Annotated in this window: 9 protein-coding genes and 1 pseudogene; 1 reads left to right on the top strand and 9 read right to left on the bottom strand. The window is 50.0% G+C overall.

The window, feature by feature from the left end; all coding sequences use genetic code 11:
- Window positions 1-371, bottom strand: a 371-nt coding sequence (locus QZF50_RS19520) for a flavin reductase family protein (RefSeq protein ID WP_000085910.1), incomplete at its 3' end; no start/stop codon positions are given.
- 172 nt (window positions 372-543) lie between these two features.
- Between QZF50_RS19520 and nhoA the strand changes: the two genes are divergently transcribed.
- Window positions 544-1,389 (top strand): N-hydroxyarylamine O-acetyltransferase, encoded by an 846-nt coding sequence (gene nhoA, locus QZF50_RS19515; RefSeq protein WP_000187896.1) that lies wholly within the window; start codon window positions 544-546, stop codon window positions 1,387-1,389.
- 95 nt (window positions 1,390-1,484) lie between these two features.
- On the opposite strand, the gene QZF50_RS19510 is transcribed toward nhoA, so the two are convergent.
- The 8 genes and pseudogenes from QZF50_RS19510 to QZF50_RS19475 all read right to left on the bottom strand — a co-directional run.
- Window positions 1,485-2,378 (bottom strand): PhzF family isomerase, encoded by an 894-nt coding sequence (locus QZF50_RS19510; RefSeq protein ID WP_000804390.1) that lies wholly within the window; start codon window positions 2,376-2,378, stop codon window positions 1,485-1,487.
- A gap of 78 nt (window positions 2,379-2,456) precedes the next feature.
- Window positions 2,457-3,137: a respiratory nitrate reductase subunit gamma gene (gene narI, locus QZF50_RS19505; RefSeq protein WP_000617115.1), complete on the bottom strand. Its 681-nt coding sequence runs from the start codon at window positions 3,135-3,137 to the stop codon at window positions 2,457-2,459.
- Entirely contained in the window at window positions 3,134-3,829 is a 696-nt protein-coding gene (narW, locus tag QZF50_RS19500) for a nitrate reductase molybdenum cofactor assembly chaperone (RefSeq protein WP_001166353.1), read from the bottom strand. The genes narI and narW overlap by 4 nt, the downstream gene beginning before the upstream one ends.
- Window positions 3,829-5,373 (bottom strand): nitrate reductase subunit beta, encoded by a 1,545-nt coding sequence (gene narH, locus QZF50_RS19495; protein ID WP_000702561.1) that lies wholly within the window; start codon window positions 5,371-5,373, stop codon window positions 3,829-3,831. Before narH ends, narW begins: the two co-directional genes overlap by 1 nt.
- On the bottom strand, window positions 5,370-9,110 hold the full coding sequence (narZ, locus tag QZF50_RS19490; protein WP_000040453.1) for a nitrate reductase Z subunit alpha: 3,741 nt from the start codon (window positions 9,108-9,110) through the stop codon (window positions 5,370-5,372). Before narZ ends, narH begins: the two co-directional genes overlap by 4 nt.
- 81 nt (window positions 9,111-9,191) lie before the next feature.
- Entirely contained in the window at window positions 9,192-10,580 is a 1,389-nt protein-coding gene (narU, locus tag QZF50_RS19485; protein WP_001207921.1) for a nitrate/nitrite transporter NarU, read from the bottom strand.
- A 323-nt stretch (window positions 10,581-10,903) separates the two neighbouring features.
- Entirely contained in the window at window positions 10,904-12,235 is a 1,332-nt protein-coding gene (locus QZF50_RS19480; protein WP_000627113.1) for a leucine-rich repeat domain-containing protein, read from the bottom strand.
- A gap of 38 nt (window positions 12,236-12,273) precedes the next feature.
- Window positions 12,274-12,549 (bottom strand): annotated as a pseudogene (locus QZF50_RS19475) (porin); the annotation flags it as partial.
- Window positions 12,550-12,673: the final 124 nt, after the last annotated feature.

Genomic DNA, 12,673 nt, shown 5'->3' with positions numbered 1-12,673 from the left:
CACGCCAGACATTTCTCTTCAACAAGTGGCAAACCAAGCACCGGACCTTTCACCACCGGAATGCCATAGCAATTAAATTTATCTTCTTCACGACCCGACACGCTTCCCACTGCCCACGTCCAGTTAGTTGCTGCAACGCCCGGGATAACGATGCCAAATTTACCGTTACGTTCAATCAACTCCCTGGTCCATGTCGATTTATCTACCACAATCGCCACGCGTGGCGGTTCAAACTCCACCGGCATTGACCAGGCTGCTGCCATAATGTTACGCCGCTGGGATTGCTCATCGAAACTGGTGATCATGACAGTTGGGCCATGATTTAACAGACGGCTGGCATGGTGTAATTCTATGGGGATGAATCGGCTCATGGTATCGCCTCGCGAAGAAGGTTTTTTTAAGCGTAGTCCGTAACGCAATAAGTAACGAAATTAACGGGATTGGCGATTTGCAAACGTGATGCATGTCCGCGATCGCACAAAATAGCCGGTGCGGCGTCTATTCCAGGTTATAAGTTGAGAAAACCACTAAGGGAAACGCCTGATGACGCCCATTCTGAATCACTATTTTGCCCGTATTAACTGGTCGGGAGCTGCTGCGGTCAATATTGATACGCTTCGTGCATTGCACCTGAAACACAATTGCACTATTCCGTTTGAAAACCTCGACGTTTTGCTGCCGAGGGAAATACAGCTTGATGATCAATCGCTGGAAGAGAAACTGGTGATAGCCCGTCGTGGCGGTTACTGTTTTGAGCAGAATGGCGTGTTTGAGCGGGTGTTACGCGAGCTGGAGTTTAACGTTCGCAGCTTGTTAGGGCGCGTAGTGTTATCAAATCCGCCAGCATTACCGCCGCGCACCCATCGTTTGCTGTTGGTGGAACTGGAAGAGGAAAAATGGATTGCTGATGTCGGTTTCGGTGGGCAGACGCTAACCGCGCCGATTCGTTTAGTTTCCGATCTCGTGCAGACCACGCCACACGGAGATTATCGGTTGTTGCAGGAGGGTGATGATTGGGTGTTGCAGTTTAATCATCATCAGCACTGGCAGTCGATGTACCGTTTTGATCTCTGCGAGCAGCAACAAAGCGATTATGTGATGGGCAATTTCTGGTCGGCGCACTGGCCGCAGTCGCATTTTCGCCATCATTTGCTGATGTGCCGCCATTTGCCGGACGGTGGCAAGCTAACGCTGACCAATTTTCATTTTACCCATTATGAAAATGGGCACGCGGTGGAGCAGCGAAATCTACCGGATGTGGCGTCATTATATGCTGTGATGCAAGAACAGTTTGGTCTGGGCGTGGATGATGCGAAACATGGCTTTACCGTGGATGAGTTAGCGCTGGTGATGGCGGCGTTTGATACGCACCCGGAGGCGGGAAAATAATTTATGTCAGGTTGCCGGATGCGGCGTAAACGCCTTATCCGGCATACATTAGCTCGGTTGTAGACCTGACAGGCGAAGCGCATCAGGCAACGGTTTCAGAGTTCAATTGCCCATTCGGCATGAAACAAAATCACCGCTGTGCCTGAAATGGTGACTTTTTCCGGTTGGTTATCACGAATTGTCACCGTCACTTCAATCATGCCGTCACGCCCCAATGCGCGCCCCTGATGGCCTTTAACACATAACACGTTGCCATCGTGGGGCAATACGTTGTGATGTACCAACCATGCACCCATCGGGCCATTGGCATTGCCAGTCACCGGATCTTCCACAATACCAATCGCAGGCGAGAACATACGACCATCGGTTTCGTTTTTGCCTGGGCGGATCTGGAACGGGAAGAAACCATTGCAGCCAATCTGTTTGCTGATAGCGCTCAGCGCAGCAAGATCAGGCGAAAGGGCGTCGATATCCACTTCCGGTTTCAACGGGATCATCACTTTTGAGTGTCCTGTTGTTGCGACCTGAATTGGCAAGCCCGGCAAAATATCGTCTTCAGTGAGATGAAGCGCGTTGATAATCGCCTCACGTGTTTCACCTTCCAGCGGTGGCTCAAAGCCCGGCGTACCTTGTTCCAGCGAAATACGATAATCATCGTTGTGCTTTTCGATAGTCACGCGATGTTTTCCTGCCAGCGATGTTTGCCAGATCGTGCAATTTCCTAAACCTAACACCTTCGCACGTACATAGTGCGCAGCTACTGTCGCGTGACCGCAAATCGGCACTTCAACCGTTGGCGTAAAGTAGCGGATGCGCACATCGCTGTCGTCGCTGTGCAGCAGAAAAGCAGTTTCCGAATGGCCTAACTCGCGGGCGATAAGCTGCATTTGCGCTTCGCTAAGATTATCGGCGGGGAAAACAACACCGGCAGAATTGCCGCGAAATGGTTGAGAGGTAAAAGCATCGACGTGGTACACCTGCGGTTTCATTAACGTTCTCCTGTGACTGGAGAACTATCATAGCCTGCAAGTGGCCGGAGAGCGAAGGGCTATCCGGCCAGGGTGAAATTATCGCCGCGAACGCACAATCTGATACCGACGAGTAAAGTACTCAAACGGCGCGCTCCACACATGCACCAATCTGGTGAACGGGAAGAGCAGGAAGATGGTCATTCCCAATACCAGATGCAGGCGGAAAACGAACGCTACGCCGTTAAGCATTTCTGACGATCCACCACGGAAAGTGACAATGCTTTGCGCCCAACCCACCAGCTTCATCATTTCGCTACCATCAGGATACTGTGCTGAAAACGGTATGGTACTTAGCCCCAGCAGACACTGGATCAGCAAAATGCTCATGATGATAATATCCGGCGTAGTGGAAGTTGCACGCACGCGCTGATTTGTCAGCCTGCGCCACAGCAGTCCTGCGCCGCCAATCAATGTCAACACACCGCAAATACCGCCGAGCACCATCGCCATTAGTTGTTTCGCTGCCACTGGCAAAAACCACGCGTACATCCAGTGCGGCGTTAACATGCCGAACAAGTGCCCGAAGAAGATCCCCAAAATGCCGATATGGAACAGATTCGACCATATCACCATCCCGCGTTTATCGAGCATTTGACTTGAGGAGGCGCGCCAGGTGTACTGCCCGTAGTCGTAGCGCAGCCAGCTGCCGAGGAAAAACACCGTCGCACAAATGTACGGGTAGATATCGTAAAAAAAGACGTTCAGATACTGAATCATTTCCCACCTCCCGCACTGATGTCGACATATTGCGGCGCGACATCCTGGCTAAAGCGTCGCTGATATTGATTAAGCGGCGAGCTGTCACACGCCGTGGCGTTATCTTCAATAAACTTCACCTGTTCCTCTTCCCACACTGCATCAAGCGCCTGGCGGGTGTCATCGCGCTCTTCGCTGTTTACTTGTTTTGTGACACTGTCACTTGAAAGGGAGCTTCCCGCCAGTTGCAGCAGAGCATCAAACAACGCGTACCACGGTGCCTCGCGTTGTTTTAAGCGACCGCCAAGCAGGGCGAGGATCGGCGCAACATTGAGCAATCCTTCTTTCGCCTGATCGTCAGGCAGTACGCTTAAATACTCCAGATACAGCGGTAGATAATCGGGCAGTTCCCGACAATCCAGCTGCAGGCCGACCTTTTCATACTCCGCCAGCAGGTCCACCATTGCCTGGCCGCGATCGCGGGACTCGGCATGAACATGTTCGAACAGCAGCAGCGATGTGGTACGTCCACGGTCAAACACTTCGCACCATTCGGCCTGTTTATCCAGCAGCGGCGCGTTAAGCAGGTTGTGGGTGAAATCCGTAAGCATCGGCGCGTCGCGGCGGATCAACGCCAGCGCGTCCTCCTTGCATTCCCACAACAGCTCGTCCGGATACTCCATCAACAGGCCGATCACTTTGAGGATCTGCATTATTCGCCCTCCGCTTTGTCGCGCACTTCGGTGATGTTGATGGCATCGATACGGCTACTGTTGAACAGGCTGAATTTACTGTCCGAACCGTGGCAACCGTCGCCAAAGGTAAAACCGCAGCCGTTGCGTTCTGCGAAGGCATCGCCCGCCATTTCCCGATGGCTCGTCGGGATGACAAAACGATCTTCATAGTTGGCAATGGCGAGGTAACGATACATCTCTTCGACCTGGGCGACGCTCAGGCCTACTTCGTCGATGGCACGAGTATCAGTAACGCCTTCCACGGTTTGTGAACGCATATAGTGGCGCATCGCCATCATCCGTTTCAGCGCCCGCAGTACCGGACCGGTATCGCCGGCACTCAACATATTGGCGAGATATTGCACCGGAATACGCAGGCTTTCGATGGCGGGCAGCACGCCTTCGCTTTTCGGCAAACCGCCCGCATCTGCGTAGGACTGAATCGGCGACAGCGGAGGAACGTACCAGACCATTGGCAGGGTGCGATATTCAGGGTGCAGCGGTAGCGCCAGTTTCCAGTCCATCGCCATTTTGTAGACAGGCGAACGCTGGGCAGCTTCAATCACGTTTTGTGGAATACCTTGTTTCAGGGCTTCCTCGATCACTGAGGGATCGTGTGGATCGAGGAATACTTCGCACTGACGTTCATAGAGGTCAACTTCGCGCTCGGTGCTCGCCGCTTCCTCAATGCGGTCGGCGTCGTAAAGCAGCACGCCCAGATACCGGATGCGACCCACGCAGGTTTCTGAGCACACGGTGGGTTGGCCTGACTCAATTCGCGGATAACAGAAGATACATTTTTCTGACTTGCCGCTTTTCCAGTTGAAGTAGATTTTTTTGTACGGACAACCGCTAATGCACAAACGCCAGCCACGGCATTTATCCTGATCAATCAGCACAATGCCGTCTTCTTCGCGTTTGTAGATAGCGCCGCTTGGGCAGGTCGCCACGCAACTGGGATTGAGGCAGTGTTCGCACAGGCGCGGCAGGTACATCATGAAGGTGTTTTCAAACTGCCCGTACATCTCCTTTTGCATGGCCTCGAAGTTGCGGTCGCGGGCACGTTTTTCAAACTCGCCGCCCAGCAGTTCTTCCCAGTTTGGGCCCCAGATCACTTTGTCCATCCGTTTGCCGTCAATCAGTGAACGCGGGCGAGCAGTAGGGATATGTTTGCCTTCCGGTGCGCTATGCAAATGTTCGTAGTCGAAGGTGAAAGGTTCGTAGTAATCATCAATCTGCGGCACCACCGGGTTGGCGAAGATTTTGGTTATTACGCCCATCTTGCTGCCCAGACGCGGACGGATCTTGCCATTCACATCGCGGACCCAGCCGCCTTGCCACTCTTCCTGATCTTCCCAGTTTTTCGGATAACCAATGCCCGGTTTGGTTTCGACGTTGTTAAACCATGCGTACTCCATGCCTTCGCGCCCGGTCCAGACGTTTTTACAGGTCACCGAACAGGTATGGCAGCCGATACATTTGTCGAGGTTAAGCACCATGCCGACTTGTGAACGGATTTTCATTTTTTCGCCTCCTGTACCTGATCGCGACCTTCATCATCCAGCCAGTTAACGTTCTTCATCTTGCGGATCATGATGAACTCATCGCGGTTCGATCCGACGGTGCCGTAGTAGTTAAAGCCCCAGGCCAGCTGCGCGTAACCGCCAATCATATGCGTTGGTTTCGGGCAAACGCGGGTGACCGAGTTATGAATGCCGCCGCGCATGCCAGTTACTTCCGAACCAGGAATATTCATAATGCGTTCCTGGGCGTGATACATCATGGTCATGCCCGGCGGTACACGTTGGCTGACCACCGCGCGGGCAGTCAGCGCGCCGTTGGCGTTGAATACTTCCACCCAGTCGTTATCGACAATGGTCAGTTCTCGGGCATCTGTTTCGCTGATCCAGACAATCGGTCCACCGCGAGAGAGCGTCAGCATTAGCAGGTTTTCACTGTAGGTTGAGTGAATGCCCCATTTCTGGTGCGGCGTCAGGAAGTTAAGTGCTTTTTCCGGGAAGCCGTTTGGCGGTATCTGGCGCATCTCACTGACGCTACGGGTGTCGATAGGCGGGCGATAAGCCACCAGGCTTTCACCAAAAGCACGCATCCACGGATGATCCTGATAGAGCTGCTGGCGTCCCGACAGCGTGCGCCACGGAATTAACTCATGAACGTTGGTGTATCCCGCGTTATAGGATACGTGATCGCTTTCCAGACCGGACCAGGTGGGGCTGGAGATAATTTTACGCGGCTGCGCCTGAATATCGCGAAAGCGAATCTTCTCGTCCTCTTTGTGCAGCGCCAGATGGGTATGTTCGCGCCCGGTGATCTCGCCCAGCGCCTGCCACGCTTTGACTGCAACATGACCGTTGGTTTCCGGTGCCAGTGCCAGAATCACTTCTGAAGCGTCAATGGCGGTGTCAATCAGCGGACGCCCCTGTGCCGGGCCATCACGCTTGGTGTAATTGAGTTTGCCGAGGAAATCGATTTCATCCTGCGTATTCCACGAAATCCCTTTACCGCCATTGCCAAGTTTGTCCATCAATGGCCCGAGCGAGGTAAAGCGTTCATACGTAGCAGGGTAGTCGCGCTCCACCGCCACAATATTCGGCGCGGTTTTGCCTGGAATCAGATCGCATTCGCCTTTGCGCCAGTCGAGCACTTCACACGGCTGTGAGAGCTCTGCCGGAGAGTCATGCAGTAGGGGTTGTAATACCACGTCGGTTTCTTTGCCAAGATGACCCACGCACACTTGCGAAAATGCTTTGGCGATACCTTTGTAGATTTCCCAGTCGCTGCGTGATTCCCACGCCGGATCGACCGCCGCAGAAAGCGGATGAATAAACGGATGCATATCCGAGGTGTTCATATCGTCTTTTTCGTACCAGGTGGCGGTGGGCAGAACGATATCGGAGAACAGGCAGGTACTGGACATGCGGAAGTCGAGCGTCACCAGCAGGTCGAGCTTGCCTTCAATCGCCGCAGTTTGCCACTCGACTTCTTCCGGTTTGATCCCGTCGCTGGCACCGAGTTCCTCGCCCTGAATCCCGCTTTCGGTCCCCAGCAGATACTTCTGCATATACTCGTGGCCTTTGCCGGAGGAGCCAAGCAGGTTAGAGCGCCAGACAAACAAATTACGCGGATGATTGCTGCCGCTATCTGGTTGTTCGCAGGCCATACGTAAATCGCCCGATTTCAGCGCCTGGGCGGTAAATTCTGTGGGGGATAATCCGGCCTTGTCGGCTTCAGCTTTAATCCCGAGCGGGTTACGCCCCAGCTGCGGCGCAGAAGGTAGCCAGCCCATACGTTCGGCGCGAACGTTGAAATCAATCAGATGACCGCTGTACTTACTGGCATCGGCGAGCGGTGAAAGTAACTCCTGAGCAGAGACTTTTTCATAGCGCCATTGGCTGGAATGATTGTAGAAAAACGAGGTGCTGTTCATTTGGCGCGGTGGTCGGTTCCAGTCGAGCGCAAAGGCCAGTGGCAACCAGCCGGTTTGTGGGCGCAGTTTTTCCTGGCCGACATAGTGTGCCCAGCCGCCACCGCTTTGCCCGACACAACCGCAGAAGATCAGCATATTGATCATCCCGCGGTAGTTCATGTCCATGTGATACCAGTGGTTAACACCTGCGCCGAGGATAATCATCGAGCGCCCATGCGTTTTATGGGCGGTATCGGCAAATTCACGGGCGATGGTTTCAATATACTGGCGCGGCACGCCGGTAATTTGCTCACCCCAGGCTGGGGTGTACGGTTTGATTTCAGCGTAATCTTTCGCACTGTTTTCATCTTCCAGCCCGCGATCGAGGCCGTAATTCGCCAGTACCAAATCATAAACGCTGACCACCGGACAGGTGTTGCCATCGACTAACGTCAGGTTTTTAACGGGCAATTGGCGCACCAGCACCGGATTGTGTTTTACGCTGCGAAAATGCGGATTTTCAATGCCGCCAAAGTAGGGGAAGGCCACGCCTGCAACAGCGTCATGTTGACCGAGCAGGGTTAACGACAATTCGGTTTCCGTACCGGCGGCAATGGATTCCAGATTCCATTTGCCTTTTTCTCCCCAGCGGAAACCAATCGAACCGTTCGGCACTACCAATTCACCTGCGGTATTAACTGCTACGGTTTTCCACTGCGGATTGTTGCTTTCGCCCAGTCCATCCACCAGGTCAGATGCGCGGATCATGCGCCCGGGAACGTAGCTACCATCGTCGCGAGGCTCCAGCATTACCAGCATCGGCATGTCGCTGTAGCGGCGGCAGTAGTTGATAAAGTAGTCGCTGGGATTATCGAGATGAAACTCTTTTAAAATCACATGGCCCATTGCCATCGCCAGGGCGCTGTCAGTGCCTTGTTTCGGTGCCAGCCACTGGTCGCACAATTTGGCCACTTCAGAGTAGTCAGGGGTAATGGCGATGGTTTTAGTGCCTTTGTAGCGTACTTCGGTAAAGAAGTGGGCGTCCGGCGTACGTGTCTGCGGTACGTTAGACCCCCAGGCGATGATGTAGCTGGAGTTATACCAGTCGGCAGATTCCGGTACGTCGGTTTGCTCGCCCCAGGTCATCGGCGAGGCGGGCGGCAGGTCGCAATACCAGTCGTAGAAACTTAAACAGGTGCCGCCAAGCAGTGACAGATAACGCGTTCCGGCGGCGTAAGAAACCATCGACATCGCCGGGATCGGCGAGAAACCGGCAACGCGATCCGGGCCGTAGGTTTTGATGGTCCAGACGTTAGCGGCGGCAATCAGCTGGTTTAGTTCCTGCCAGTTGGAGCGGATAAACCCGCCGCGCCCACGCACTTGTTTGTAGCTCAGGCACTTTTGCGGATCGTTCATAATCGATGCCCACGCCAGTACCGGATCGCTGTGTTGTTTGAGGGCTTCGCGCCACAGTTCAATCAGTCGTTTACGAATGAGCGGGTATTTCAGGCGGTTAGCGCTGTAAAGATACCAGGAGTAACTTGCGCCACGCGGGCAGCCGCGAGGTTCATGATTGGGCAGGTCAGGGCGAGTGCGCGGGTAGTCGGTCTGTTGGATTTCCCAGGTCACCAGACCATTTTTAACGTAGATTTTCCAGCTACAGGAGCCTGTACAGTTAACACCGTGGGTGGAACGCACGATTTTGTCGAACTGCCAACGCTGGCGATAGCTGTCCTCCCAGTCGCGGTTGCTATGCATCACCTGTCCGTGACCATCGGCAAAGGTTTCGCCCTTTTGTTTGAAGTAGCGAAAGCGATCCAAAAGTTTACTCATGACATGACTCCTGCTCCAGGAATGAATTGGGATCTGATGCCTTGTCGGATGCGACACGGTTGTACATCAGGCATCGATCTCTTATTTTTGGCTGAACTTCCGCCGACCATAAACCAGCCAGGTCAGCAGCACACAAACGATGTAGAAGATTAAAAACACTTTCATCGCGCCGACCGGAGAGCCGGTCATATTGAGCGACATGCCAAACGCCTGCGGAATAAAAAAGCCGCCCACTGCGCCAATGGCTGAGATAAAGCCCAGAGCCGCCGCCGTTTCGGTGACGGCTTCTTTCTGAGCTTGCTCATCACTACCGCCTTTCATCTTTACCCGATAAATGGTTATCTGGCGAAAGATGACGGCGATCATCTGGAAAGTAGAACCACTTCCCAGACCCGCAGTCAGAAACAGCCCCATAAATACGGCGTAAAAGGCGATGAAATTACCGGAGCCTGTGCCCGGTAAGGTAAGGAACAGCAGGGCACTGAAAATCGCCATAAAAATAAAGTTGATCAACGTCACCCGCACGCCGCCGAACTTATCGGAAATAGCACCACCAACCGACCGCGCGATGGCACCGATAAATGGGCCAAAGAACGCCAGGCGCAGAATATTCACATCCGGGAACTGGGTTTTTGCCAGCATGGCAAAACCCGCAGAAAAACCGATAAACGAACCGAAGGTGGCAAGGTAAAGCAGGCTCAGCAGCCAGAGATGCAGGCGTTGTAAGACAGGGAGCTGGTCGGCAATTGAGGCGCGTGAACTGGCGATATCATTCATCCCTGACCAGGCGGCGATCGTGGCAATCGCCAGTAGCGGTACCCAAATCCATGCGGCATTCGCCAGCGACATCACCGAACCGTCGGCCTGCGGTACGCCATTGACGCCGAGAAAGGCAAATACAGGTACAAAAATGACCAGCGGTGCAACCAGCTGCATTACACTTACACCTAAGTTTCCTAATCCGCCATTAATCCCAAGAGCGCTCCCTTGTTTGGCTTTTGGAAAGAAGAAACTTATATTGCCCATGCTCGAAGCAAAGTTTGCACCTGCAAAACCGCATAGCAAAGCGATAACGATAAATACCCCAAAAGGAGTATTCGTATTTTGCACGGCAATTCCGAGCCAGACGCAAGGAATAATCAGGATTGCAGTACTAAAAACCGTCCATCGGCGTCCACCGAATATAGGCACCATAAAGGAGTAGGGAACACGCAATAATGCGCCAGAAACGGAGGGTAATGCGGTTAATAAAAAGAGTTGATCGGTAGTAAAATTAAAACCGATTTTATTGAGATTAACGGTAACTGCGCTAAATAGCATCCAGACACAGAAGGCAAGAAGTAGACAACTGACTGATATCCAGAGGTTTCTTCGAGCAATATGTTTTCCTTTATTTTCCCAGAAGGCCGGATTTTCTGGTTTCCAGTCGCGTAAAAGATAACGACTATTTTTCTCATTTTGCAGTGCCATATTGTTCCTCACATGCACACATTGGTAATGAAAAAAGACAAAACAGGAGGTAAGGCGCAATAGCCAGTTATTAGAATTAAGGATGAATTGGGTGAAGTGCTGATTGAAAGAATAGATAAGAAAGCGTAACCGCGGGGGCAGAATGGGGATTAAGTAGCCAGATATGTGTTACTAAATGTAACTAACAAGCTAACCTTCAAACGGGGGTTAATCTTTGAACGTATGTCATGTTTCAACCCTTCAGATCGTGAATCTAAAGGGTTACATATTAACTATATTATCAACAAGACCAGACACTTATAGAATTAGTGATGATTTATTCACTAAAAAGGCCATGAACTGGAGGAAAACGATCTGTCCAGAAGGTCTATCGGTTCCTCTCTTATTGCCTGATTGTAATAATCGTTATTACAGTAAGTATTGTTTATTTCATCTAAGGTCATGTTTTTAACTTTTATATTCCTCTGGTTTACAACTTCCTCTGTCTTGTAAGTGTGTATATTATATGGGGTATATGCTTTATTAATAGGATAGTGAAACAATTCGTTATCCACATCTATTCCGTCAGAGTGAACTTCAAATGCACCAGGCGAAAGAATTGCCAGGCCAGTATTAAGCTTAAGTGCTGGGGAAAACAAATTAAATAACATGAGCTGCATAGTAGGGCAATTGTTCTTCCCAGAAACATTTAAAAAATTTAAGTTTTTGCTCTGTTTTATTATGGGGAATAAAGTTCCAATATCGGATGTATTATTAGTATCAATGTGGGTTATTTTATTATTGTCCAGTCTTAAACTTTTGATAGATGGAAGATAAGTCAGGAAATCAAGATTTATATATTTCAACTGGTTGTTAGCAGCGTTTAATGTCTGAACATTGCAGAAGTTGCTATAGAATATTTTAATTTCAGAAAGCAAATTGTTGTTAATAAGTAACGTATTCAAGTTGGGAAATAAGTCATTGTGTAAACTTGTTAGTTTATTATGGGATAGATCCAGCAGTAAGAGTTCATTTTTATTACCTGCAACAATATCAGTTAATTGATTATGGCTGAGATTCAGGTATTGCAGCCATTCGCAAGATTCTAATTGCACAAACTCTAGTTGATTATGTGCCGCACTAAAATAAGTAACTGATGAAAGCCTATCTATATCAATATTTCTGAGAGCATTATTATTCATAGATATATGTGTAATACTTACATTTCTGCCTTGAGGAAAATTTATTGACTCAAGAGTATTACTATTCAGACTTAGCTTTACGAGTCTATCGTAGTTGGTTGCATCAAAATGTGTGAGTTGGTTATTATCAAGATTGATAGAGGTGAAGTTTTGCAGCCCTGGTGGTTGAGTGGTTAAATTAAGTCCTGATAAATCAATGGTCACTTCATTAGTGTCATCAATTATATTTCTTACTGCAGTCCAGTACTGCATTTGTGCAAGTGGATCATTGTTGATGCCGTTAACTAATACATGCCAAAGATGTTTTGATGATATTAGTTGATCAATGTCATTGGTTGGCAGTAAATTGTTATTGCTTAAGTTTAAATATTCCAGTTTTGTAGTGTTTTTGGCGTTTAAATGTGCAATATGGTTGTCGTTTAAAGTGATTGTTTTCATCCTGGGATGATTGTGTAATATAAGGTCAGTGATCATATTGTGATGGGCACTTAACTCAATCAGAGATTCTTGCCGCGCGAGCCGTTGGCTTCATCGTTATAGCCTTTAAAATCATATTCCCAGTGACCAAAACCAATCATTTGATCATTGATTTGCGTTTCTCCTTTAAAGCCGAGACGGGCATAAGTTTTATCACCATCGTCACGCTTATCATCAGTAAAATAACGTAGAGCGGTAACCTTGCCATAAAGGTCGAGTTTATTACCATCCTTGTTATAGACTTCGGCAGCGTGTGCTACGTTCGCAGCTAACAAACCAGTTACAACCACCGCAACTATTTTTAATTTCATTTAACAGAATCCTTTTAATTATCGTTAAACGTATTTTCTAAACGAATTTTAAACGGCGTCATTTATAAATGATATACTGTTTTTAAAATAGAATGGTGATTAAAAACAATGAGAAAAATAGATG

The sequence above is a fragment of the uncultured Escherichia sp. genome, assembly GCF_948475835.1.
Classification (GTDB): domain Bacteria; phylum Pseudomonadota; class Gammaproteobacteria; order Enterobacterales; family Enterobacteriaceae; genus ECMA0423.
Note: the sequence above shows the minus strand (reverse complement) of the source record. Positions and strands in the feature narration are given on the sequence as shown.

Bases quoted from the DNA above. Each gene is read 5' to 3' on its own strand.
- nhoA (WP_000187896.1), top strand. From the start codon at position 544: ATGACGCCCATTCTGAATCACTATTTTGCCCGTATTAACTGGTCGGGA.
- QZF50_RS19510 (WP_000804390.1), bottom strand. From the start codon at position 2,378: ATGAAACCGCAGGTGTACCACGTCGATGCTTTTACCTCTCAACCATTT.
- narI (WP_000617115.1), bottom strand. From the start codon at position 3,137: ATGATTCAGTATCTGAACGTCTTTTTTTACGATATCTACCCGTACATT.
- narW (WP_001166353.1), bottom strand. From the start codon at position 3,829: ATGCAGATCCTCAAAGTGATCGGCCTGTTGATGGAGTATCCGGACGAG.
- narH (WP_000702561.1), bottom strand. From the start codon at position 5,373: ATGAAAATCCGTTCACAAGTCGGCATGGTGCTTAACCTCGACAAATGT.
- narZ (WP_000040453.1), bottom strand. From the start codon at position 9,110: ATGAGTAAACTTTTGGATCGCTTTCGCTACTTCAAACAAAAGGGCGAA.
- narU (WP_001207921.1), bottom strand. From the start codon at position 10,580: ATGGCACTGCAAAATGAGAAAAATAGTCGTTATCTTTTACGCGACTGG.
- QZF50_RS19480 (WP_000627113.1), bottom strand. From the start codon at position 12,235: ATGATCACTGACCTTATATTACACAATCATCCCAGGATGAAAACAATC.